The organism is Pantoea nemavictus, from assembly GCF_037479095.1.
Taxonomy (GTDB): domain Bacteria; phylum Pseudomonadota; class Gammaproteobacteria; order Enterobacterales; family Enterobacteriaceae; genus Pantoea; species Pantoea nemavictus.
This window is the reverse complement of record NZ_JBBGZW010000001.1, coordinates 3,766,436-3,791,344: the sequence shown is the minus strand read 5'-3', so window position 1 is coordinate 3,791,344 and position 24,909 is coordinate 3,766,436. Positions and strand designations below refer to the sequence as shown.

23 protein-coding genes are annotated in these 24,909 nt (G+C 56.2%); 5 read left to right on the top strand and 18 right to left on the bottom strand.

What is annotated here, in order from left to right:
• Complete coding sequence (potD, locus tag WH298_RS17445; protein ID WP_007885725.1) at positions 1-1,044, top strand: spermidine/putrescine ABC transporter substrate-binding protein PotD; 1,044 nt, start codon at positions 1-3, stop codon at positions 1,042-1,044.
• Between the two features lie 146 nt (positions 1,045-1,190).
• Here the strand turns inward: potD and cobB are convergent, their stop codons facing one another.
• The 4 genes from cobB to lolC form a co-directional block, all read right to left on the bottom strand.
• A complete protein-coding gene (gene cobB, locus WH298_RS17440; RefSeq protein WP_049851116.1) occupies positions 1,191-2,024 on the bottom strand; it encodes a Sir2 family NAD+-dependent deacetylase in 834 nt (277 codons plus the stop codon).
• Positions 2,025-2,169: 145 nt separating this feature from the next.
• Entirely contained in the window at positions 2,170-3,414 is a 1,245-nt protein-coding gene (gene lolE / locus WH298_RS17435) for a lipoprotein-releasing ABC transporter permease subunit LolE (protein WP_180823428.1), read from the bottom strand.
• Positions 3,414-4,115 carry a lipoprotein-releasing ABC transporter ATP-binding protein LolD gene (gene lolD, locus WH298_RS17430; RefSeq protein WP_007885730.1) on the bottom strand — a complete coding sequence of 234 codons (702 nt, stop codon included), beginning with the start codon at positions 4,113-4,115 and terminating at the stop codon, positions 3,414-3,416. The genes lolE and lolD overlap by 1 nt, the downstream gene beginning before the upstream one ends.
• On the bottom strand, positions 4,108-5,307 hold the full coding sequence (gene lolC, locus WH298_RS17425; protein WP_007885731.1) for a lipoprotein-releasing ABC transporter permease subunit LolC: 1,200 nt from the start codon (positions 5,305-5,307) through the stop codon (positions 4,108-4,110). Before lolC ends, lolD begins: the two co-directional genes overlap by 8 nt.
• A 260-nt stretch (positions 5,308-5,567) precedes the next feature.
• Between lolC and WH298_RS17420 the strand changes: the two genes are divergently transcribed.
• Complete coding sequence (locus WH298_RS17420) at positions 5,568-5,777, top strand: hypothetical protein (protein WP_007885732.1); 210 nt, start codon at positions 5,568-5,570, stop codon at positions 5,775-5,777.
• Positions 5,778-5,880: 103 nt separating this feature from the next.
• A complete protein-coding gene (gene mfd, locus WH298_RS17415; protein WP_180823427.1) occupies positions 5,881-9,324 on the top strand; it encodes a transcription-repair coupling factor in 3,444 nt (1,147 codons plus the stop codon).
• A gap of 180 nt (positions 9,325-9,504) precedes the next feature.
• Here mfd and WH298_RS17410 read toward each other — a convergent pair whose 3' ends face one another.
• From WH298_RS17410 to hinT, 8 genes are all read right to left on the bottom strand, one after another.
• A complete protein-coding gene (locus tag WH298_RS17410) occupies positions 9,505-10,047 on the bottom strand; it encodes a glycine zipper 2TM domain-containing protein (protein ID WP_007885735.1) in 543 nt (180 codons plus the stop codon).
• Between the two features lie 296 nt (positions 10,048-10,343).
• Entirely contained in the window at positions 10,344-11,648 is a 1,305-nt protein-coding gene (locus WH298_RS17405; protein ID WP_085982480.1) for an NAD(P)/FAD-dependent oxidoreductase, read from the bottom strand.
• A gap of 212 nt (positions 11,649-11,860) precedes the next feature.
• Positions 11,861-12,403 (bottom strand): alpha/beta hydrolase YcfP, encoded by a 543-nt coding sequence (ycfP, locus tag WH298_RS17400; protein WP_007885741.1) that lies wholly within the window; start codon positions 12,401-12,403, stop codon positions 11,861-11,863.
• A 39-nt stretch (positions 12,404-12,442) separates the two neighbouring features.
• The gene (nagZ, locus tag WH298_RS17395) at positions 12,443-13,486 is read right to left on the bottom strand and encodes a beta-N-acetylhexosaminidase (RefSeq protein ID WP_180823426.1); all 1,044 of its coding nucleotides are present in this window, start codon (positions 13,484-13,486) and stop codon (positions 12,443-12,445) included.
• Between the two features lie 15 nt (positions 13,487-13,501).
• Entirely contained in the window at positions 13,502-14,287 is a 786-nt protein-coding gene (thiK, locus tag WH298_RS17390; protein ID WP_422616034.1) for a thiamine kinase, read from the bottom strand.
• 16 nt (positions 14,288-14,303) lie between these two features.
• Entirely contained in the window at positions 14,304-14,900 is a 597-nt protein-coding gene (gene lpoB, locus WH298_RS17385) for a penicillin-binding protein activator LpoB (protein WP_007885749.1), read from the bottom strand.
• 10 nt (positions 14,901-14,910) lie between these two features.
• A complete protein-coding gene (locus WH298_RS17380; protein WP_007885751.1) occupies positions 14,911-15,276 on the bottom strand; it encodes a YcfL family putative periplasmic lipoprotein in 366 nt (121 codons plus the stop codon).
• 17 nt (positions 15,277-15,293) lie between these two features.
• Entirely contained in the window at positions 15,294-15,644 is a 351-nt protein-coding gene (gene hinT / locus WH298_RS17375; RefSeq protein ID WP_007885755.1) for a purine nucleoside phosphoramidase, read from the bottom strand.
• A gap of 355 nt (positions 15,645-15,999) precedes the next feature.
• Here hinT and WH298_RS17370 point away from each other — a divergent pair, with 355 nt between their 5' ends.
• Positions 16,000-17,607 (top strand): MFS transporter, encoded by a 1,608-nt coding sequence (locus WH298_RS17370; protein WP_180823424.1) that lies wholly within the window; start codon positions 16,000-16,002, stop codon positions 17,605-17,607.
• Positions 17,604-18,743, top strand: a complete 1,140-nt coding sequence (gene bglB, locus WH298_RS17365) for a beta-galactosidase BglB (protein WP_180823423.1) — start codon at positions 17,604-17,606, stop codon at positions 18,741-18,743. The genes WH298_RS17370 and bglB overlap by 4 nt, the downstream gene beginning before the upstream one ends.
• A gap of 179 nt (positions 18,744-18,922) precedes the next feature.
• Here the strand turns inward: bglB and ptsG are convergent, their stop codons facing one another.
• From ptsG to pabC, 6 genes are all read right to left on the bottom strand, one after another.
• The gene (ptsG, locus tag WH298_RS17360) at positions 18,923-20,356 is read right to left on the bottom strand and encodes a PTS glucose transporter subunit IIBC (protein ID WP_049851105.1); all 1,434 of its coding nucleotides are present in this window, start codon (positions 20,354-20,356) and stop codon (positions 18,923-18,925) included.
• 286 nt (positions 20,357-20,642) lie between these two features.
• The gene (locus WH298_RS17355; protein ID WP_180823421.1) at positions 20,643-21,434 is read right to left on the bottom strand and encodes a metal-dependent hydrolase; all 792 of its coding nucleotides are present in this window, start codon (positions 21,432-21,434) and stop codon (positions 20,643-20,645) included.
• Between the two features lie 17 nt (positions 21,435-21,451).
• A complete protein-coding gene (gene holB, locus WH298_RS17350) occupies positions 21,452-22,441 on the bottom strand; it encodes a DNA polymerase III subunit delta' (RefSeq protein ID WP_180823419.1) in 990 nt (329 codons plus the stop codon).
• Positions 22,438-23,073 (bottom strand): dTMP kinase, encoded by a 636-nt coding sequence (gene tmk, locus WH298_RS17345; RefSeq protein WP_180823418.1) that lies wholly within the window; start codon positions 23,071-23,073, stop codon positions 22,438-22,440. The genes holB and tmk overlap by 4 nt, the downstream gene beginning before the upstream one ends.
• Positions 23,063-24,082: an endolytic transglycosylase MltG gene (gene mltG / locus WH298_RS17340; RefSeq protein WP_180823417.1), complete on the bottom strand. Its 1,020-nt coding sequence runs from the start codon at positions 24,080-24,082 to the stop codon at positions 23,063-23,065. The genes tmk and mltG overlap by 11 nt, the downstream gene beginning before the upstream one ends.
• Positions 24,079-24,891 (bottom strand): aminodeoxychorismate lyase, encoded by an 813-nt coding sequence (gene pabC / locus WH298_RS17335; RefSeq protein WP_180823739.1) that lies wholly within the window; start codon positions 24,889-24,891, stop codon positions 24,079-24,081. The genes mltG and pabC overlap by 4 nt, the downstream gene beginning before the upstream one ends.
• Between the last annotated feature and the right edge of the window lie 18 nt (positions 24,892-24,909).

The window sequence follows — 24,909 nt, the reverse complement described above, 5'->3', positions numbered from 1 at the left end:
ATGAAAAAGTGGTCTCACTGGCTGGCGGCTGGGGCGCTGGCACTGGGCATGCAGAGCGCGCAGGCGGATGACGGCAAAACGCTCTATTTCTATAACTGGACAGAATACGTGCCGCCGGGGCTGCTGGAGCAGTTCACTAAAGAGACCGGCATCAAGGTGATTTATTCCACTTACGAGTCCAATGAGAGCATGTATGCCAAGCTGAAGACCTGGAAAGATGGCGCCTACGATTTGGTGGTGCCTTCGACTTACTTCGTTGCCAAAATGCGTAATGAAGGCATGCTGCAGAAGATTGATAAATCCCAGCTCAGCAACTTTAAGAATCTCGATCCTAACCTGCTGAACAAACCGTTCGATCCCAACAATGACTATTCGATCCCCTATATCTGGGGCGCGACCGCAATTGGGGTCAACACCGATGAAGTGGATGCCAAAAGCATCACCCGCTGGGCTGATTTATGGCAGCCGCAGTACAAGCAGAGCCTGCTGCTGACCGACGACGCGCGCGAAGTGTTCCAGATGGCGCTGCGTAAGCTCGGCTATTCGGGCAACACCCGCGATCCAAAGCAGATCGAAGCCGCTTATGAAGAGTTAAAAAAGCTGATGCCGAACGTGCTGGCGTTTAACTCAGACAATCCAGGCAATCCGTTTATGGAAGGCGAAGTGAACGTTGGCATGATCTGGAACGGCTCGGCGTACGTGGCGCGCCAGGCCGGCACGCCGCTGCAGATTATCTGGCCGCAGGAAGGCGGAATTTTCTGGATGGATAATCTGGCGATTCCGGCTAACGCGAAAAACCGCGCAGGTGCGTTGAAACTGATTAACTTCCTGTTGCGTCCGGAAGTGGCAGCGCAGGTGGCGGAAACCATTGGTTATCCAACGCCAAATCTGGCAGCGAAGAAGCTACTGCCGCAGGCAGTGGCGAATGATCCTTCGCTTTATCCTTCTGAGGCGGTGATCAAAAACGGCGAGTGGCAGAACGATGTGGGTGATGCCAGCGTGCAGTATGAGACGCTGTTTCAGAAGTTGAAGGCGGGACGTTAGTCCTCTGCGCGTTTTCCCTCACCCTGCCCTCTCCCGCAAGCGGGAGAGGGTTCTAAAAAGTTCCATGTCCGCAAGCGGGAGAGGGTTGTTTTTAGCTCCTTCTCCCGCTTGCGGGAGAAGGTAGGGATGAGGGAAAGCGCGCACAACTATTTATACAACCCACGCAAGAACGTGTGCACAAACTCCGGAACCACTTCACTGGCTAAACCGTAATGACGCTCGGCAAACTCATTGCCCACCTGGCTCGACTCCAGGTTCAGCTCCACGGTATGCGCGCCCTGCAGTTTCGCTTCATGAACAAAACCGGCGGCCGGATAAACATGACCCGAGGTGCCGATGGCAATAAACAGGTTTGCCTGCTCAATCGCCTGGTAAATCTCCTCCATCCCCAGCGGCATTTCGCCAAACCACACGATGTGCGGACGCAACATTGCCGGGAACTGGCAGCAGGTGCAGCGATCGTCCGGGGTTAAATCTTCTGTCCAGTCCAGCACTTGTCCACTGTTCACACAGCGCACTTTCAGCAATTCACCGTGCATATGCAGCACGCGCTGGCTGCCGGCGCGTTCATGCAGATTGTCGATGTTCTGTGTTACCAGCAGGAAGTTATCGCCCAGTACCTGCTCCAGTTCCGCCAGCGCTTTGTGCGCGGCATTAGGCTGAATCTCTGGCTGCTGCAGCTGTTGACGGCGCGCGTTGTAGAACGCCTGCACCAGCGCCGGATCGCGCTGAAAACCTTCCGGCGTAGCCACATCTTCCACCCGGTGCTCTTCCCACAAACCATCGGCGGCACGGAAGGTGCGAATGCCGGACTCGGCGGAGATACCCGCACCGGTGAGTACCACCACGCGCGGTTGCGGATGCGCAGCCAGTTCAGCTTTGCGATCGCGCTCGAAGATGCGCTGGCGAAAGCGCTGATGCACTTTGCGGCGGTTTTTTTTGTCGCGGGCGAGTCGTAGGCGGCGGCGCGGTATGCGCATAAAAGCTCCTTAATCTGCGGCGTTTAACGCCGCGCTTCGGGTATTTTTCGGGCTAATCTGCCCGATAATAGCGGCTGCGTATGACGGCTGCATGCGGCAGACGCTGAAAATGTGCGCAGCCGCTAAAGCGGCTGCGCGGTCCATCTTACTGCCCGCTCAGCACGCGGGCCGGATCGATACGGCTGGCGCGCCGTGCCGGATACCAGCTGGCAATCAGGCTCAGCACAATCGCGGTGCCCAATACCGAAATCACATCAATCCAGTGCAGCTCGGACGGCAGGAAATCAATAAAGTAGATATCACCCGCCAATAGCTGATGCCCGGTAAGATGCTCAAACACCCGCATCACCGGCGTGAGATTGAGCGCCACCAGCACGCCGACCACCACGCCGCTGACGCTGCCGAGCAGACCCGCCAGCAAACCGTACCAGATAAAGATGGCGCGAATCAGGCCATCTTTGGCGCCCAACGTGCGCAGCACGGCGATATCGCTGCTCTTGTCTTTCACAGCCATCACCAGCGTTGAGACGATGTTAAAGCAGGCCACGCCAATCACCAGCACCATGGCTAAATACATAATGGCGCGAATCATCTGGATGTCACGGTACATATAGCCGTACGTACCAATCCAGCTCTTGATGTAGACGTATGAATGCGTCACTTCACCGGCGTCGCGTACCAGCTTTTGCGCCTGGAACGGGTCATTCATCTTCAACGCAATGCCGCTGACGCTGTCGCCCATATCCAGATATTTCTGCGCATCGGCCAGCGGCACCAGCGCCAGGCTGTGATCCAGCATACCGCTGAGCTGCAGCACGCCGCTGACCTGCAGACGAATGCGTTTCGGCTGCAGCAGCTTATTATCGCCATCGTTATTGGGGATCATGATGGTGATCCAATCGCCCTGTTTGACGTTAAGCGATTTGGCGATACCGCCACCGAGTATGATCTGTTGCTTACCGGCCGCGAACTGTGCCCAGGCGTTACCGGCGACGAAGCTCGGCAAGGCGCTCAGCCGTGACTCCTGCTGCGGATCGACGCCTTTCACCTGCAGCGCCTGCAGCTTCGCGCCGCTCTCAATCAGCCCGGTAAAGTTAATATAGGGCGCCGCAGCGGCAATGCCCGAAACCTTTTCAATTGGCGCGATCATCGGCTGCCAGTGACGGAACGGCTGATTAACCGGTTCGATTTCACCGTGCGGCACCACCGCCAGAATGCGGTTGTTCAGCTCACGCTCGAAACCGTTCATGGCGCTCAGGCCGATGATCAGCACCGCCACGCCCAGCGCAATGCCAACGGTGGAGATGATGGAGATCAGCGAGACCATGCCACCACGCCGCCTACCGCGACTAAAACGCAGCCCGAGCAGCAGGGATAAGGATGAACCCATCAGATCACTCCCAGCGTCAGTTGGTCGCTCAGCTCGCCATCGCGCATCTCCATCTGGCGACTCAGGCGTTTCGCCAGTTGCAGATCGTGCGTCACCACCAGGAAGGCGGTGCCCTGCTTGACGTTCAACTCGCCCAGCAGTTCAAAAATCGCATCCGCGTTGCGCGCATCAAGATTACCGGTGGGCTCGTCGGCCATCACCAAACGCGGACGATTCACCAGCGCGCGGGCAATCGCCACGCGCTGACGTTCACCGCCCGACAGCTCAGAAGGCCGGTGCGCAGCACGTTTATCCAGCCCCACCGCCGCCAGCATTTCACGCGCGCGGGATTCCGCTTCTGCCTTGCCGATTTTGCCAATCAGCAGCGGCATCGCCACGTTCTCCAGCGCGCTAAAATCCGGCAGCAAATGGTGGAACTGATAGATAAAGCCCAGCTCGCGGTTGCGCAGTTCCGCCTTCGCGGCGGATGACATCGCATTCAGCGATTTGCCATCAAAAATCACATCGCCCGAGGTCGGCGCATCCAAACCGCCCAGCAGGTGCAATAAGGTACTTTTGCCTGAACCGGAGCTGCCGACAATCGCCGTCAGTTCACCCGGCTGCAGGCTGAAAGCCACATTGCGCAGCACATCGGTCTGCACGCTGCCTTCCTGATAGCGTTTGCACAGGTCACGACACTGCAACAAAGGAGTATTACTCATAACGTAAAGCCTCAGCGGGTTGGACGGCGGCAGCGCGCCACGACGGATAAAGGGTAGAAAGCAGCGCAACGGCCATCGAAACCAGCGCAATGGTGATCACCTGCAACACGTTGATGTCGACCGGCAGCGCCGCGCCATCCAGGAACAGGCCGATCACCGGCATTAAATTATTCAGCTGGCTGGCCAGCAGTACGCCGAGCACGGTGCCAAGCAGCGCGCCAATGATCCCGGCGCTGGCGCCCTGCACCATAAATACCGCCACGATCTGGCGCCGGGTGAGGCCCAGCGTTTGCAGAATCGCCACTTCGCCCTGCTTCTCCATGATCAGCAGGCCCAGCGACGTAATGATATTGAAAGCCGCCACCGCGATGATCAGGCTCAGCAGCAGCCCCATCATGTTTTTCTCCATGCGCACCGCCTGGAACAGATCGCCTTTGCGCTCGCGCCAGTCTTTCCACGTCAGGCCTTGCGGCAACGTTTGCTGGCTGAGTGCATCTACGCTCAGCGGCTTATCCAGCCACAGACGCCAGCCGGTAACGTTGCCGAGCGGATAGCGCATCACGCGTGACGCATCCTGCTGATTGACCAGAATCTGGTAGCCGTCAACTTCGCTGTTCGCCGCGTAGGTCCCTGCCACGGTGAAAATACGCTGACTGGGCAAGCGCCCGACCGGCGTGAACTGGCTGACCGACGGCACCATCAAACGCAGCTGATCGCCACGCTTGACACCCAGCTGTGCAGCCAGCTGTTCACCGAGGATGACGTTATATTGCCCCGCTTGCAGCACGCTTTGTTGGGTGTTAACGAGGAACGGTGTCAGCGGATCCTGTTCATCGGGATTGATGCCCAGCATCACGCCAACCGAGACGTTGCGTGCGCTCTGCAGCACCACATCAGCGGTGGTGAGCGGCGCCATGCGGGTGACGCCTTGCAGCTTGAGATCCTGCGCCGGAAGTTGTTGCGGATTGATACTGCCTTTCTCGCTGGTAACCAGCGCCTGCGGCATCAGGCCAAGGATATTGCCTTCCAGCTCGCGCTCAAAGCCGTTCATCACCGATAACACGGTGACCAGCGCCAGCACGCCGAGCGTGATACCGATGGTAGAGAGCCAGGAGACGAAGCGACCAAAGCGGTCTGAGGCACGTCCACGCATGTAGCGCAAACCGATGAATAACGCGACTGGTTGATACATGAGATCCGTCTTGGCAGTTGCCTAAAAATAAGTAGTGGGATGATAAAGGAGGTGCCTGCTTTATGAAACCTCTAACCCTCTGAGTCTGCGGCAAAGTTGTGTCAAAAACCGTCCCAGCGGAGGCTTATGCATAAAATTGCGACAAAATAATGATGTTATTTGTACGTTTATTGGCCATAGGCTGGCGTAAACTCAATGATGTAGCACCAGATCAAGCACCGGTTGTACCGAAGTAAGCGCCAGGCGCGGGAGTACAGACTATGTTGAAATTTCCTAAAGGCAGCATCGTTAAACATAAATCGGGCGAGATCAGAGGGGAGATTGTGAACGTTTTCGAACAGGGCGATTCGCCCACCGGTTATTACGTGAAGTGGGACGACGGCAACCACAGCTATCATCTGGAAAAAGAGCTGTCATGGGCCAATGTCGATCGACCCCGTATGCACTATACACAGCAATCCACCAAGTAGCAGAACTGACAGAGTGTGAGAAATCGCACCACGACAGATGATCCTCAGGGCGGATTATGGAATGATGACGCCCTGTAATCCAAGGAGAGAATGTCGAGATCCCATGTCGGAACAGAGTCGTTATACCCTGCCAGTCAAAGCCGGCGATCATCGCCAGCTCGGCCAGCTAGTCGGCGCTGCACAAGCGCTTGAGTGTGCCAGCATCACCGAACGCCACAGCGGTCCGGTGTTGATGATTACCCCGGATATGCAATCTGCCCTGCGGCTGCAGGAGGAGATTCGCCAGTTCACCGATCTGCCGGTCACCAATCTCGCTGACTGGGAAACGCTGCCCTACGACAGCTTCTCACCGCATCAGGACATTATCTCCGCTCGTCTCTCCACGCTGTATCAACTGCCGAACTTAACGCGCGGCATGCTGATTATGCCGGTCAACACGCTGATGCAGCGCGTCTGTCCGCACAGCTTCCTGCACGGTCATGCGCTGGTGATGCAGCAGGGGCAAAAACTGTCGCGCGATGCGCTGCGCGATCAGCTGGAGCAGGCCGGCTATCGCCATGTCGATCAGGTGATGGAGCATGGCGAATACGCCACGCGCGGCGCGCTGCTCGATCTCTTCCCGATGGGCAGCGATCAGCCCTATCGCATCGACTTCTTTGATGACGAAATTGATAGCCTGCGCCTGTTTGATGTCGATACCCAGCGCACGCTGGAAGCGGTCAACGCCATCAACCTGCTGCCCGCACATGAGTTCCCGACCGATAAAGCCGCCATCGAGCTGTTCCGCAGCCGCTGGCGTGAAACCTTTGACGTGCGCCGCGAGCCGGAACACGTCTATCAGCAGGTGAGCAAAGGCACGCTGCCCGCCGGTATCGAATACTGGCAGCCGCTATTTTTCGAGCAGGAGCTGCCGACGCTGTTCAGCTATCTGCCGGGCAACACGCTGCTGCTCAACAGCGGCGATTTGCTGGCGAGCGCCGAGCGCTTCTGGCTTGACGCCAATGCGCGCTTCGAGAATCGCCGCATCGACCCAATGCGCCCGCTGCTGGAGCCGGTCACGCTGTGGCTGCGCCCCGATGCGCTGCTCAGCGAACTGAAAGCCTGGCCGCGCATGCAACTGAGCAGCGAGACGCTGCCGGAGAAAGCCGCAAACACCAACCTCGGTTATCAACCGCTGCCGGAATTAACCGTGCAGGCGCAGGCCAAAGCACCGCTTGATCTGCTGCGTCAGTTCCTGGAGCAGTTCAGCGGGCAGGTGATTTTTTCGGTTGAGAGCGAAGGCCGCCGTGAAAGCCTGCAAGAGCTGCTGACGCGCATCAAACTACGTCCGCACGCTATCGATCACTTCGATCAAGCCGTCGATCAGCCGTACAGCCTGATGATCGGCGCCAGCGAGCGTGGCTTTATCGATACCCAGCGCCAGCTGGCGTTGATCTGCGAAAGCGACCTGCTCGGCGAGCGCGTCAGTCGCCGCCGCCAGGATAATCGCCGCACCATCAATCCAGACGTATTGATCCGCAACCTCGCCGAGCTGCATCCCGGCCAGCCGGTGGTGCATCTGGAGCACGGCGTTGGGCGCTATATCGGCCTGACCACGCTGGAAGCCGGCGGCATTGTGGCGGAATACTTGATGCTCTCCTATGCCGGCGATGCCAAACTGTACGTGCCGGTTTCGTCGCTGCATTTAATCAGCCGCTATGCCGGTGGCGCGGATGAGAATGCGCCGCTGCATAAACTCGGCAGTGATGCCTGGTCACGCGCGCGGCAGAAAGCCGCCGAGAAAGTACGCGACGTGGCGGCAGAGCTGCTGGATATCTACGCCCAGCGCGCCGCCAAGACCGGCTTCGCCTTTAAGCACGATCGCGATCAGTATCAGCTGTTCTGTGAAGGCTTCCCGTTTGAAACTACGCCGGATCAGGGCCAGGCGATCAATGCCGTACTGAGCGACATGTGCCAGCCGCTGGCGATGGATCGCCTGGTGTGCGGCGACGTAGGCTTTGGTAAAACCGAAGTGGCGATGCGCGCCGCGTTCCTCGCGGTCGAAAATGCCAAACAGGTTGCGGTGCTGGTGCCGACCACGTTGCTGGCGCAGCAACATTACGACAACTTCCGCGATCGTTTCGCCAACTGGCCGGTGCGCATTGAGATGCTGTCGCGTTTCCGTACCGCGAAAGAGCAAAGTCAGGTGCTGGAACAGGCACGCGAAGGCAAAGTCGATATTCTGATAGGTACGCACAAGCTGCTGTCGAACGATCTGAAATGGCACGATCTCGGCCTGCTGATCGTCGATGAAGAGCACCGCTTTGGCGTGCGTCACAAAGAGCGTATCAAGGCGATGCGCGCCGATGTGGATATCCTGACGCTCACCGCTACGCCAATTCCACGTACGCTGAATATGGCGATGAGCGGCATGCGCGATCTGTCGATTATTGCCACGCCACCGGCACGACGTATGGCGGTGAAAACCTTTGTGCGCGAGTACGACAGCCTGGTGGTGCGCGAGGCGATCCTGCGTGAAGTGCTGCGCGGTGGCCAGGTTTACTATCTCTACAATGACGTGGAGAACATCGAGAAAGCGGCGCAGCGGCTGGCAGAACTGGTGCCGGAAGCGCGTATCGCCATTGGTCACGGCCAGATGCGCGAGCGCGATCTGGAGCGGGTGATGAACGATTTCCACCATCAGCGCTTTAACGTGCTGGTGTGTACCACCATCATCGAAACCGGCATCGATGTGCCCAGCGCGAATACCATCATCATCGAGCGCGCCGACCACTTTGGTTTGGCGCAGCTGCATCAGCTACGCGGCCGCGTGGGCCGTTCGCATCATCAGGCGTATGCGTGGCTGCTGACGCCGCATCCGAAAGCGATGACTACCGATGCACAGAAACGCCTCGAGGCCATCGCTTCGCTGGAAGATTTAGGTGCCGGTTTCGCGCTGGCAACGCACGATCTGGAGATTCGCGGTGCCGGTGAACTGCTTGGCGAAGATCAGAGCGGACAGATGGAAACCATCGGTTTCACGCTGTATATGGAGCTGCTGGAGAACGCGGTTGATGCATTGAAAGCGGGTCGCGAGCCGTCACTGGAAGATCTCACCAGCAATCAAACTGAAATCGAACTGCGCATGCCCGCCCTGCTGCCGGATGATTTTATCCCCGATGTGAATACCCGTTTGTCGCTGTACAAACGCGTAGCCAGCGCTGCGGATGAGCAGGATTTGGCTGAGTTGAAGGTGGAGATGATCGATCGCTTTGGCAAACTGCCGGATGCGGCGCGTAATCTGCTGGACATCGCCGGGTTGCGTTTAGTGGCGCGCGAGTTGGGGATTCGTAAGATTGAAGCCAGCGATAAAGGCGGCTTCTTCGAGTTCGCGCCGCAGAACCACGTCGATCCAGGCTGGCTGATTGGCCTGCTGCAGAAAGATCCGCAGCAGTGGAAACTGGATGGGCCAACCCGTCTGAAATTCACCCGTGAAATGGCGGACCGGAAAGTCCGTATGGAGTGGGTGCAGAGTTTTGTTAGCGAGCTGGCGAAGAACCGGGTTTAGTGGATATCCGCACGGAATCGTAGCGGCGCGATTCATCGCGCGCCTTTGACTCCGTGCGCCATTGATAAGGCGCAATAAATTGCGCCGCTACGAATCCGTGCGAGTTGAGGATCTCATATACAAAAAAAGCGCCTTACGGCGCTTTTTTCGTTACTGCTGCTGTGATGTAGCTTTGCCCAATTAGGCCTGATTCGAATTCAGGATCAGCTGACCGTTGCGGTCGAGCGGAATGCGGGTGCCAGGGTCATTCTCCATGCGGATCTTGCCCTGCTGGTCGCCTATTTTATAGGTCACGTCATAACCCAGCATTTTTTCCTGTTTATCGTATACCGTTTTGCAACGTTGCTCGTTGGTGGTGTAAGTATCACGATCCTGCAGCGCACCCTGCACCTGATTACCGCCGTAACCTCCGGCCAGCGCGCCAGCTACCGTCGCCACATCGCGACCGCGTCCGCCGCCAAACTGGTGGCCCAACACGCCACCCGCTACCGCACCCAATACTGAACCGGCGATACGATTCTCATCCTGTACCGCTCGGCGATGGGTTAAGGTCACGTTGCGACACTCCTGTCGCGGCTGTTTGATGCTCTCTTTGATCGGCGTCGCCGACAGAACTTGTGCAAACTGCGGGCCGCGATCGAAAACATCCATGCTGGCGACTGCGGCAACACCTAACGCTGCTGCTACGCCGATACCGATACCCGCTAACATTGATTTATTCACAGGAATGTCCTCCTGAAGGTTGTTACCGCGCATTCCTGCCGCTACGAAATCCTGGTAGCCGAGGCATAACCGGCGTGCGCGCCGCGCCGTGTTTGTTGGTAATAAGTTTTACAGATGGACCGTAATTGCAACATCAGATTAATGGAGGAAACGCAGCGGAAACCCACCAGGGCCAGCTTTTAGGAGAGTTCTGAGAGCGGGTGTAATAGCGCCGTAACCTTAAGCTGAACGGGTGTTTTTCAGCAGGTTACGGCAGCGGGTGTGGCTTGGAGCGGGATTGCACCGCCCGAAAATCATTAGTGCAGCTTGAGGCGCGGACGCAGTACGCGGTTAAGACTGCCAACCAACATCATCAGCCCGGTCTTGAAGTATCCGTGGAGCGCAATCTGGTGCATACGATATAGAGAGATGTAGACAAAACGTGCAATACGCCCTTCTACCATCATTGAACCGCGCATCAGGTTACCCATCAAACTTCCCACGGTGCTGAAGCGCGACAGCGATACCAGAGAACCATGATCTTTATAAACGTAGGCTTTCAGCGGCTTGTCTTTACGCTGCGCGAGAATGTTTTCCAGCGCGCGGGAAGCCATCTGATGCGCTGACTGCGCGCGCGGCGGTACAAATCCGCCACCCGGCAGCGCGCAGGATGCACAGTCGCCAATGGCGTAGATATCATCATCCAGCGTGGTTTGCAGCGTCTCTTTCACCACCAGCTGATTAATGCGGTTGGTTTCCAGCCCGCCAATCTCCTTCAGGAAATCTGGCGCTTTAATCCCCGCCGCCCACACCATCAGATCGGCATCAATAAATTCGCCGCCTTTGGTATTCAAGCCGTTTTCCGTGGCGCTGGTGACCATGGTTTGCGTCAACACGCGCACGCCAAGCTTGGTCAGCTCCTGATGCGCCGCAGCAGAGATACGCGGTGGCAGCGCAGGCAAAATACGTTCACCGGCTTCCACCAGCGTGACGTTGAGCGAAGAGCTGTCCAGACCTTTGTAGCCGTAGCTGTGAAGCTGTTTCACCGCGTTATACAGCTCAGCGGAGAGCTCCACGCCGGTAGCGCCGCCGCCGACGATGGCAATGTTCACTTTTTCCAGGCTGCCTTCGCTGGCCGAGAAACGCAGGAACAAGTTAAGCATTTCGTTGTGGAAACGGCGCGCCTGATGCGGGTTATCGAGGAAGATGCAGTGATCTTTTACGCCCGGCGTGCCGAAGTCGTTTGAGGTGCTGCCGAGCGCAATGACCAGGCGATCGTAAGCCAGCTCACGCTGCGGCACTAACAGCGCACCTTCGGCATCGCGGATTTCGGCCAGCTCAAGGGTTTTATTCTCACGGTTGATTTGCGTCAGCGATCCCAGCTGGAACTGGAAGCCGTGATTGCGCGCGTGCGCCAGATAGCTCAGCGCATCGATACCTTCGTCCATCGAACCGGTCGCCACTTCATGCAGCAACGGTTTCCACAGGTGGCTGTGGTTACGATCGACCAGAATGATCTCGGCTTTTTTCTTGCGTCCCAGCTTGTGACCCAGCTGCGTGGCCAGTTCTAAGCCTCCAGCACCACCGCCGATGATAACGATTTTTTCCATAGATGTAGTCAACAAAGACCCCCTCAAAGTTGTAAACCAATAGTTAATTAATGGTTAATAAAAACCTTAATAAACATAGGGTTGGCGACGTTAAATCGCGAGCTAGGGGCAGAATATCACGGCGTCGGAGACATAACATAAGAAAATTGATGTGGATCAATCTTTCAACAGCATTATCAGAATGTTACACATTTTATGCGCCGCATCACACGGCGCACGGGAGGTCAGGCGAGGAGTTTAAAGGCTTTGATGCGCTGTAAATGCGGCGCAATATTTTTAAATTTATGGCTGGCCTCGTCATCCCAGATGATTTCATAGAACGGCTGCAGCTGTGCCGCGCTGCGCTGATTATCCAGCGCTTCATCATTGCGCGACAAAATGGTCAGACAGCGGTTGCGATTCGTTGCGCGGAAATCGCTGACGCATTTGGTGGCAATATCGAGATACTCTTCCGGCCGATCTATTTTGCCTTCCATGTTTTCGAAGGGAAAAAGATTGGGATTGAAAATCGCCTGACGCATGCCGCAAAGAAAACCAATACGCTCGGCCCAATAACCGCCGAGGCCAACCCCGCAAATCAGCGGATGCGCATCGTCGCCCTGTTGCAGCAACTTATCGCACTCTTTCAGCAGAAACTGCATATCATGTTTGGGATGACGGGTGCTGTAACTGACTAATCTGACGTCCGGGTCAATGAACTGCAGCTGCAGCACCTTTTCATGGTTGCCCGGACTGTTGGAATCAAAACCGTGCAAATAGATGATCATGATTTTCCTCAGCGTGAAGTGAGATCCGGGCAGCGACGCTTAGCTGACCGAAGCTTTATGCGCCAGCCAGCGCTGTTGCAACGCGCTGAGTTGACGCTGATTCTGCCGCCAGCGCTCGCTTGCCAGCAGGCTTTGACGGGTCATACGGCCCTGATGGTATAACTGCGTCACGCGCTCTGCCCCGATCGGCGTCAAGTTATCCAACACGCTTACTGCGCCTGCTCGCTGATTGCACACCAGGATCATATCGCAACCGGCATTCAGCGACTGCTGCGCGCGTTCGGCATAGCTGCCCATCACCGCCGCGCCTTCCATCGACAAATCATCGGAGAAGATCACGCCGTTGAAGCTGAGCTCTTTACGCAGCACGGTTTGCAGCCAGTAGGGCGAACCGCTGGCAGGAAGCGGATCCACCTCAGTATAGATAACGTGCGCCGGCATCACCGCATCGAGGAGCTGTTCGTCAATCAACTGCTTAAAGATTGCCATGTCATGCTGGCGCAGCGTGGCGGCATCGCGCGGATCGCGCGGCGTCTCTTTATGTGAGTCCGCGCTGACCGCGCCGTGACCGGGGAAGTGTTTGCCGGTGGTTTTCATGCCGGCTTCATGCATGCCGTTGATAAAACGACGCGCGATCTGCAGCGCAATCGCCGGATCTGCATGGAATGAACGATCGCCGATTGCCGCGCTGATATGACCAATATCCAGCACCGGGGCGAAGCTGATGTCGATGTCCATGGCGATCATCTCCGCCGCCATCTGCCAGCCGGCTTGCTGCGCCAGTTCACCGGCACTGCTGAGATCGTGCAGCGCAGCAAAAGATTGCATCGCTGGCAATTGGGTAAAGCCGTCGCGGAAGCGCTGCACGCGGCCCCCTTCCTGATCCACGGCGACCACCAGCCGATTACGCGAAGCGGCGCGAATCTGGCGCACCAGCTCTGCCAGCTGCGCAACATCATGGAAGTTACGGGCAAACAGAATCAGCCCGCCCACCAGCGGATGCTGCAGAATGTCGCGCTCTTCGGCATCAAGCTCATAGCTCTCGACGTCAAGCATCAGCGGTCCAGGCGTGTTCATGGTCATGATTAAAATCCTAGGTTAAAGGTCATGCCAGCTGGCCTGCGCCAGCTGTTGTAATGTTTCATCCTGACTCTGCTCGGCCCGCAGCTGGTACCAGCTGGCCATCAGCAGTTGCAGCCACGGCTGCCAGCGCTGCATCTGGCGCGCCAGTGCCCGCTCATCAAGCTGCGCGTGCGCGGCGTAACCGGCAATCCACGCCGGGCGCATATCACCATCAACCGCGCAAACTGCCGCCAGTTCCAGCGCCACATCGCCGTCGGCGGCATATTCCCAGTCGATCAGGCGTAAACCCGTGGGTGTGGCGACCAGGTTGCCGGCATGCACGTCCATATGCAGAGGCGCAAGGCGCAGCGGCTGCGGCTCGCCCTGCTGTAATAAGCGTTGCAGCCGACGCTGCCAGCGCCAGTGACGCTGACGACAGAGCTGCCAGTAACGCTGCAGCAGCGGCGCTAAACGTAAACGGTAGCCGGTGAGCGGCTGTTGATGCAGACGCTGCAGCAGCGCCAGAATGGCCTCGCGCTGCGCATTAAACTGCGCGGGCGTGAGCACCTCGCCCGGTAACCAGCTCTGTAGCAGCCACGGATCGTGCCACGCCAACGGCTGCGGCCCCAGTTGCGCATGACGCAGCTGGCGCAGCACACGGTATTCGCGTTGGCGATCGACAAACGGAATCGGCTGCGGCGGCGCACGACGCGCCAGCAGCTCGCCCTGCTCGGTTTGCACGCGCACGCTTTGTCCGCTCAGTCCCGGCTGCGCGAAAAAATGACCGGCAGCTTGCGCCGTCGGCCATTGTTGCTGAATCATGTTTTGCAGCTGAGGATCAGGGTTGAGCAACACCGTTTCCTGACCAGATGATTTCACCGGTCTGCACCAACATCAGCTGCATTTGCAGCGTGGGTGCTTTCACATCGCCCTGCGCATTGCTGTACAGCACATACTGCGCGTTGACGTTACGTGCCAGGCCAATCGCTTTGCTGCGCGAGTTCAGACTGTCATCCGGCGACAAGCCCAGCGTCTGCTTGGCCTGCGCCAGCTGTTCTGGGGTGATCAGGGTGAATTTACCGTTGTTAGCCAGGGCGTTCTGAATCGCGTCGGTGGCCTTGTCGGTCTGCAACGATCCGTTGGTGCTGTTTTTAATGCGGTCCACCAGCAGCACGCTGCCTGGATTCACACCGGATGATTGCACCATCTTGCCGACCAGCGGCTGCACGCTGGCATCCCAGTTAATGGTTTTCAGCTTTGGCGGCTGTGGCACGGTTTGCGGCGGCGGCACTGGCTGCGTCGGCGGTTCTACCGGCTGGGTTGGCGGGGTTGGCTGCGTCGGTTCAACCGGTGCCGGCGTCTGTTGTTGCACCACACAACCGGTGAGCATTAGCGCAAACAACAGCGCGCCCGAACGTTTTACACTGCGAATCACAGCTTACTCCTCAAAGATAAAGATAGAGACGCACCTTACTGGCGGTCGGATTGCCCATTTGCGAGGCCACTTCTACGCTGCCATGCGCCGGTACGATTTGGCTCTGTGCCGGCTCTTCTGGCGTAATTTCCAATCCTTTGTCGTCGTACCAATAGAAACGATAGTGCACTTTTACCGGCGTTTCACGCTGGTTGTACAACACGCTCATGGCACGCTGCTGACCATCTTGTTCAGTCAACGTTGGATCATCGGTAATGATGCCTGCTGACAGCACCGCCGACTCCATCACCAGCGACTGCGAAGTATTAATCATCGGCTTATCGCTGCTGCAACCCGCAAGGGTCAGCAACAGCAAGCCACTCAGCCATTGACGCATCACATTATCCGCCTGAGTTAGATGGCCAACATCGGGCCCAGCGGCTGACCGCCGACCAGGTGCATATGGATGTGATAAACCTCCTGACCGCCATGACTATTACAGTTCATGATCAGGCGATAGCCATCTTCTGCAATGCCTTCATCACGGGCAATTTTTGCCGCCACGGTGATCATGCGGCCCAGCGCCTGCTCATGCGCAGCCTGCACATCATTGGCGGTAGGAATCAATACGTTAGGAATGATCAGAATATGGGTAGGCGCTTTGGGCGCGATATCGCGGAAGGCGGTGACCAGTTCGTCCTGATAAACCACGTCGGCGGGAATCTCGCGACGGATGATTTTACTGAAAATGGTTTCTTCAGCCATGGTGCATTTCCTTAAGCCTGAGTTCAGTCAGGCAGTATGCGTGAGGAATTCCATTTCTTTCAACCTCAGGACCACAATTCCTGCATTAAATGGCTGCGTTTACGCCGTTTTGTCATTTTGCCTGCCCTGTGCTGCACCTCGCATTTCTCACATCTGATTAACCACAAAAATGAAACGCTGTTTTATAAATTAGAGATATCACGCCATTTTCTTTGTGATTTTGCCACGACGTTTTAAAGCATTGCGAAATCACGAAGGTTTGCCGGCTTAAGCCGCTCTACTTTCAATCCAATCCGAGCAAGTTGTACGGAGTGATGAGGGATGTGTTTACCGACTAATTCAAGGAGAACCTGCCATGCGCTCTCGTAAGATTGGCCTGGGCCATTATCTGGCCTATGGTTCCGGGGATTTCCTCGGTGCAGGCACCACGGCGCTGACTGCCGCCTGGCTGCTCTACTTCTACACCACCTTTTGCGGGCTCTCGCCGATTCAGGCCACCTTCATTTTTGCCGCCGCCCGCGTGCTGGATGCGGTCGTAAGCCCGCTGATGGGATTCCTGACCGATAACTTCGGTTCAACCTGGCTTGGCAAACGTTTTGGCCGCCGCAAGTTCTTTATCCTGCTCGGCATCCCTTGTGTGTTCAGCTACAGCCTGATGTGGGTTGGCGACATGAGTTTCTGGTGGTATCTGCTGACCTATCTGCTGTTCGATATGGTCTACACCATGATCCTGGTGCCTTATGAAACGCTGGTACCGGAGATGACCGACGATTTCAAACAGAAAACCCGCTTCTCCGGCGCGCGTATTGGCCTGGCGCAACTCTCGGCCATTCTGGCGGCATTCCTGCCGGGCGTGTTGATTGGCTGGTTTGGCAAAGAAAATCCTATCTCCTTCTTCTACGCCAGCCTGGTGTTCTCGGTAATTTGTGCGCTGGTGTTAACGCTGGTGTGGCTGTTTACCTGGGAGCGCGATCCAGACGATTTCTCTGCCGAATCACGTCGTGCAGAGCAGGAGAAATCACAGCTAACGCTGATGCAGAGCCTGAAACGCCTCTACACCGAGCTGGCCTCAACGCTGCGCATTCGCATTTTTCGTCAGCATCTTGGGATGTATCTTGGCGGCTATATTGCGCAGGACGTGTTCAACGCGGTTTTCACCTGGTATGTGGTGTTTGTGTTGATGCAAAGTGCCCAAATCGCGTCCAATCTGATGGGCACCATGGCGGTGATGCAGTTTATTGCGGTGATGGCGATGATTCCGCTGTGTATCCGCCTTGGACCCGCCCCCGCCTATCGCATGGTGGTCGTACTGTTCGGTCTCAGCGCCCTCTCCTACGCTGGCTTGTGGTACGCCGGCATGAACGACAACTTCACGCTGCTGGTACTGATTTCAGGCCTTGCCGGCCTTGGTCGCGGCGGCATCAATTATGTGCCGTGGAACACCTACACCTATATTGCTGACGTCGATGAAGTGATTACCGGCCAGCGTCGCGAAGGCATCTTCGCCGGCATTATGACGCTGACGCGTAAGGCGTCGCAGGCGGGTGCGGTGATGTTTGTCGGCATCGTATTACAGTTAGCCGGTTTCTCCTCCGGCCAAACCACCCAGGTACCTGCCGTCGGCCATACCATTTTGGCGATTCTCAGCGTTGGCACCCTTTGCGTGCTGGCCTGCGGCTTCATTATCTCACTGCGTTTCAAGCTCAACCTGCAAACTCACACCGTGCTGCGTGAAGAGACGCTGAAGATGCGCGCAGCCGGACGCGTGGTGCCTGAACGCATTACGCCACAGGCGCGCGGCATCGTCGAAATGCTGGCGGGCATGCCGTATGAAAATCTGTGGGGCAATAACAACGTCGGTTATCTCAATCGGCATAAAGCGGCTGCGCCGCCGCTGCCGAGCCAGCCGCGATCTTTACCTTCTCTACCTACTACCCTGATTAATGATAGGAATGAACCATGACTGTATTTCCTGTAAAGCACAGCGCATTGCTACGTCAACCTGAGTATCTGTTGCCACGAACCGAACTGGTGCAGTTGATTCATCAGCTCACGCAGAATCTGGTGAATATTACCGACCATAGCGGTGAGTTTTTGCTGCGCCTTGACGATGGGCGGGTGATCGATACTAAAGGCTGGGCCGGTTGGGAGTGGACGCATGGCATCGGTCTATACGGCATGCTGCACTATTATCAACAAACCGGCGATCAGGCGACGTTGAAGATTATTGATGACTGGTTCAGTACGCGGTTGGCGGAAGGTACGCCGACCAAGAACGTCAATACGGTTTGTCCGTTTTTGACGCTGGCCTACCGTTATGAAGAGACGCGAAATGCGGCATGGCGGCCAGTGCTGGAGCGTTGGGCAGAATGGGTAATGTATGAGATGCCACGCACCGAGCAAGGCGGCTTGCAGCACATCGTCTATAACAACGAAAATACCCAACAGCTGTGGGACGATACGCTAATGATGAGCGTGATGGCGCTGGCGAAGATTGGTCAGCTGCTCGATCGCCCAGAGTTTGTGGAGGAAGCCAGCTATCAGTTCCTGATTCATACCCAATATTTGATGGATCGCCAAACCGGTTTGTGGTTCCACGGCTGGACGTTTGACGGGCGACACAATTTTGCCAACGCACGTTGGGCGCGTGGCAACAGCTGGCTCACCATCGTGATCCCTGATTTTCTCGAAATGATGAACTGGCCTCAACAGCATGCAACGCGCCGTTTCCTGCAGCAGGTGCTGGAGAGTCAGGTGAAGGCACTGAGCAGTTGTCAGCACAGCAGCGGTTTGTGGCATACCTTGCTCGACGATCCCAACAGCTACCCTGAAGCCTCTGCTACCGCCGGTTTCGCCTACGGCATTCTCAAGGCGGTGCGCAAACATTATCTCTCCGCAAAATATCTCCCCATGGCGGAGAAAGCGTTGCGCGGGGTAATCGGCAATATCGACCAGGATGGGGAGTTGAAGCAGGTATCGTTCGGCACGGCAATGGGCAGCGATCTAGAGTATTACCGCCAGATACCGCTTACCTCGATGCCTTATGGCCAGGCAATGGCGCTGCTGTGTTTGACGGAGTATTTGCGGGTCTACTTATAATAAAAAATGCCCTCATTGGAGGGCATTTTTAGGCACCGAAATTAAAGTGCGTTGAAGCGGCGGCAGAGGAGTAAAGCATCCCAAGCCATGGATGGCTTGGGGCGAGCCCCAGGGATGGTTTATGGCGTCTTTACGATCTGACGCCGCTTCATCGCACCGGCTCTGCCCACCAACTTAGGTTACATACTGCGGATATAGTCATCCATTTCGGTTTTCAGGTTATCGGACTTAGTACCGAAAATTGCCTGAACGCCTGAACCTGCCACCACGACGCCACGTGCACCCAGCGTTTTCAATTCAGCTTGATCCACTTTACCCACATCCGCCACGCTCACGCGCAGACGGGTAATGCAGGCATCCAGATTAGTGATGTTCTCTTTACCACCAAACGCGGTAACCAGTTTGCCCGCCATTTCGCTGCCGGTTGCGCTGCTCTGCTCCATTGCAGTGTCCTCGCGGCCAGGTGTTTTCAGGTTCAGTTTCACAATCAGGAAACGGAATACGGTGTAGTAAATCAGGCCGTAAATGATGCCGACAATCGGGAACAGCCAGATTTTGCTGCTGTTGCCGCTCAGCACGATAAAGTCGATCAAACCGTGTGAGAAACTGGTGCCGTCACGCATACCGAGCAGAATACAGATTGGGAATGCCAGACCTGCCAGAATCGCGTGGATCACATACAGAATCGGCGCGACGAACATGAAGGCGAACTCGATCGGTTCGGTAATACCGGTCAGGAACGAGGTCAGCGCGGCCGAGATCATGATGCCGCCCACTTTGGCGCGGTTTTCTGGTTTAGCCGAGTGCCAAATCGCGATAGCAGCGGCTGGCAGACCATACATTTTGAACAGGAAGCCGCCAGACAGTTTGCCTGCGGTTGGGTCGCCCGCCATGTAGCGCGGAATATCACCGTGGAATACCTGACCTGCCGCATTGGTGAATTCACCTATCTGCATCTGGAAAGGAACGTTCCAGATGTGATGCAGACCAAACGGCACCAGCGAACGCTCAATCAGACCGTACAGTCCAAAGGCGACCACCGGGTTTTGATAGGCTGCCCACTGCGAGAAGTCCTGAATCGCGGTACCGATTGGTGGCCAGATGAACGACAGCACCACACCGGTGAAAATCGCCGCCAGGCCCGAGATGATCGGCACAAAGCGCTTGCCCGCAAAGAAGCCGAGATACTCAGGTAGCTTGATGCGGTAGAAGCGATTAAACATATAGGCAGCAATCGAGCCGGCAATAATCCCGCCGAGCACACCGGTATCTGCCAGATGCTTAGCTTCGATTTCCGCAGCCGAGATATGCAGCACCAGTGGCGCGACCACCGCCATGGTTTTCACCATGATGCCGTAAGCAACCACAGCCGCCAGCGCTGAAACGCCGTCGTTATTGGTAAAGCCGAGCGCTACACCAATCGCAAAGATCAGCGGCATATTGGCAAATACCGAACCACCCGCTTCGGCCATTACGTGGGAAACCACTTCCGGCAGCCAGCTAAAGTTTGCAGAACCAACACCTAACAAAATACCGGCAATCGGCAGAACCGATACCGGCAACATCAGCGATTTACCTACTTTCTGCAGGTTCGCAAATGCGTTCTTGAACATAGAAACTCCTGAGTATGAGTGCAATTTTTTTGCGCAGTGCGCATGGCTCAGGGGGAGGATCCTTCGCCGGGGTGACGCTGAGCGTCTTTTGATTTATTACGAAGAGTAAAATAAATCGCTAATTGTTAAATTGACGGCCATCACATTTCGCTAAGGCTAGGCCTGTCCTTTCAGTCATTTCTTACTGACTTGAGCTAATAAACAGCAATAAAACACTGCCTGCGTCGATGAAGACGCAGTGCAGCTGTATGATTTGTGATTAATTACAGTGTTTGAAATAAAGCAGTTAGCAGCCGAGACGGCTCATTGGGATATGGAACAGGCGGGAGAAATTTTCCGTGGTGGCTGCGGCCAGCGTCTCAATATCGACACCTTTTAACACCGCCATGTAGTCCGCAACATCGCGGGTAAATGCGGGCTGGTTTTCTTTACCACGATGCGGCACCGGCGCCAGATAGGGTGAATCCGTCTCCACCAGCATACGATCCAGCGGCACATAGCGCGCCGCATCGCGGATCTGCTCGGCGTTGCGGAACGTTAAAATGCCGGAGAAAGAGATATAAAAGCCGAGATCCAGCAGCTTGGCCGCGGTTTCCTTATCTTCAGTGAAGCAGTGCAGCACGCCACCACATTTTTCTACCTGCTCTTCACGCAAAATCGCCAGCGTATCCTCACGCGCATCGCGCGTATGCACAATAATCGGTTTATTCAGTGCGATGCCGGTGCGAATGTGCTCGCGGAACGAGGCTTGCTGCTGCGCTTTAGTTTCCTGCTGATAGAAGTAATCCAGCCCGGTTTCACCCAGCGCCACGACGCTATCCTCCGCGGCCAGGCGACGAAACTCTTCAACGTCGTACGGCGCCTCCTGATTCAGAGGATGTACGCCACAGGCCAACGCAATGTTTTCACGGTCGCCAACCAGCTGTTTGATTTTGTAGTAATCCGGCAAGGTGGTGGCGATCGCGAGCATAAACTTCACATCGCGCGCGGCGGCTTTTGCGATGACATCATCCAGATCGCGATGATGTTTTTCGTAATCAAGGCCATCAAGATGGCAGTGTGAATCGACAATAAACATAGAAATCTCTTTTTCGCTTAGCCGACGACTGCTGGTGAGAGTAAACGTCCCCAGGCGAGTAAACGATCGGTGAGCATTAATTCACGGTTGAGCGCGGCTACATGCAGCAGTTGATCGCGGCATTGCATCCACTGCTGCGCGCTGCTGTTCAGCGAGCTGCTATTCATTTGCTGCGCCAGTTGCGTAACCACATCGGGACGATCGCCGTTACTTAGCCAGTGACTCGCGCCCTGCTGCACTTTCATTGCATCAACCAGCAGCGAAATCAACCAACTAAGACGCTCGGCGACATCCTCGCTGTTCAGCGCGGGCAGCAGTTGCAGCACATCGCCGTTAAGCGCTTTGATCAGCGTCTCACACAGCGTTTCACGTGCCTGCCAGCGTTCAGGCTGTAATAGCGTCAACGCGGCCGCAGGTGCGCCATTACTCAAGCGCAAGGCTGCACGCAGTTTAGCTTCCGGCTGCGGCTGCTGTTTTTGCAACCATTGCAAACTCAGAGCCTCTTCCGGCGGCGACAGATGCCACGTCATGCAGCGACTGCGTAGCGTGGCCAGCAATCGCGAAGGCTCGCGCACGCTGAGGAAAAACCAACAGTTGGCCGGTGGCTCTTCCAGCGTTTTCAATAACGCATTGGCAGCGGCTTCGGTCAGCTGTGACGCGTCGGGCAACCAGACGATCTTCGCGCCGCCCTGCTGGGCGAAATGGTAAAGCTTTTCAGTAACATCGCGCACCGCGTCAATGCCGAGCGAAGACTTGCCCTTCTCCGCTTCAAGGCGATACCAATCCGGATGCGTGTGCGCCTGCATCAGTTGGCAGCCGTGGCAGTGCCCACAGCTTTTCAGCCCTTCCGGCTGCAAACACATCAACCAACGGCTTACGCCCCATATCAGAGCATCATCGCCCATGCCTTCAATGGCCTGTACCAGCAAGGCGTGATGTGCCTGACCACTTTGATGACGCGCGATGATCTGTCGATAAGGCTGATTCAGCCACGGATACCAGTTCATACCGATTGATCTGCCAGCCAGTGACGTAATGCATTTTTAAGTGACAGTGTCACGTCTGCGATGTTTTGTGTGGCGTCAATGGTCAGGATGGTAGGATCCTCAGCCGCCAGCGCTAAATAGCGTTCACGTGTGCGTTCAAAAAAGCGCAGCGACTCTTGCTCGATACGATCCAGCTCACCGCGAGCCCGAGCGCGCTGTAAGCCAATTTCTGGCGTTACGTCGAGATACAGCGTCAGATCGGGACGGAAATCGCCCAGCACCGCATCGCGTAGCGTGGTCATCAGTTGCACATCCAGGCCGCGTCCGCCGCCCTGATACGCTTGTGATGAGAGATCGTGACGATCGCCGACTACCCAGGCACCGCGTGCCAACGCGGGTTTAATCACGTTCTCGACCAACTGCACGCGAGCTGCGTACAGCATCAGCAGCTCGGCTTTATCGGTAACCTGTTCACCTTCGATGCCCTGCTTCACCAACACCCGCAGCTGTTCCGCCAATGGCGTACCGCCGGGCTCACGCGTGAAGACGACGTCATTAATGCCATGCTCATGCAGCACGGCAACTAACGCATCACGTGCGGTGGTTTTGCCTGCGCCTTCCAGACCTTCGATGACGATAAACTTACTTTTCATTTTTTTCCTTCATGGCCAACCGATAGACCTGCACCGCTTTATTATGGCTGGCCAGATTGGTGGTAAAGGTGTGTCCACCTTTGCCATCTGCGACGAAATAGAGGTAGTTGGTCTTCTCTGGATGCGCCGCCGCTTCGAGTGACGCACGGCCTGGCATCGCAATCGGTCCCGGCGGTAAGCCGCTAATGGTGTAGGTATTGTAATCGGTTGGCGTTTCCAGGTTTTTACGCGTTAGCGTGCCAGCATAGCTATCACCCATGCCATAAATGACAGTGGGATCGGTTTGCAGTTTCATGCCGGTGCGCAGGCGATTGATAAACACTGATGCCACGCGCGCGCGCTCTTCACTTACACCGGTTTCTTTTTCGATGATAGACGCCATGGTGACTAAATCCTGCTCTTTCTTGTAAGGCAGATTATCCATGCGCCCCTGCCAAATCTCATCAACCAGTTTATTCATACGCGCATGCGCACGTTCCAGCAGCGCCACATCGCTGGTATTGGCGGTATAAAGGTAGGTGTCTGGATAGAAGCTGCCTTCCAGTTGGTTAACCTCAAGCTTGAGCGCAGCAGCAACGGTGGCAAATTGATCGTCGGTCAGCGTATGTTTCAAATAGGGTGCTTTACGCAGCTCCGCTAACCACTCGGTTAAGCGTGAACCTTCAATAAAGCGCACCGGGAATTGCGCTTCTTTACCGCTTGCCAGCAGTTGCAGTAGCTGGCGCACCGTCATGCCAGTTTCAAGGCGATAGGTACCCGCTTTAAACTTTGCCAGTTCGGGCTCCAGTTTGAGTAACGGCCCAAACCAGATACTTTGTGGAATAATGTGCTGGCTTTCCAACTGCGCTTCTAACACCACGCGGCCGCTACCGGCGGGCAAGGTGTAAATGGTTTCCTGCTGCAGTGTTAATGGAGTATCGGCTAAGCGTTCAATCTGCCAATAGCTAAAGGCGGTGGCGAGTCCTGCGACAACCACTACGCCTGCGAGAATTTTTTTCATTCGAGTCATGATGCTTCCATCGTCGGGCAACTGGCGCGCAGTTGCTGGTACAGCGAGCGTGCGGTAAACGAAACGTCGTCAATTTGTCGCACGGGTAAAACGGGCATCAGGGCGTTACAAATTACCACTTCATCGGCGTTCAACACCTCGTCCCTGCTGCCATCAATCAGCTGACAAGTTTGGCCATTCGCGGCCATCAGTGCCATCAGATAACGACGCATAATGCCATCCACGCCAGCTTGTTCAAGGCGCGGCGTAAAAACGTTGCCGCCTTTGCGCCAGAATAAATTGGCCGCACAGCATTCCACCACCGTCCCTTCAGTGTCAAGCACCAGCGCCTCGTCGCCGCCCGTCTGGTCAAGATGGTGGCGAATCATTACCTGCTCAAGGCGATTCAGATGCTTCACACCGGCCAGCAACGGATTGCGCGCCAGACGTATTGGGCTAGTGTGGAGCACTGCCCCCTGCTGTTGCAGAGCGGCGTAGTGCTGTGGCCACGGAGAGAGCGAAACAATACGCGTAGGTGAGATGCAACCGGTGCGGCTGTAACCGCGGCCACCTGCGCCTGGCGTTAAAATAACTTTGAGTACCGCCTGCATCTGTCTATGAGCTGCCTGGCACATTTCAGCGGAGAGTTGCGGTAGGTCGGGTGGAGTCATGAATAAGCGTTCGCAGCCCTCACGCAGACGTTGCAGATGCGCATCCAGTAAAACAACTTTTCCGTTGATTACGGCGGCGGTGGTAAAACAGCCGTCACCAAATTGCACGCTGCGATCGCGTGCTGAAAGCTCGGTTTGTTGTATGCCGTTGATCCACATGCTGGTCACCTTGAACAC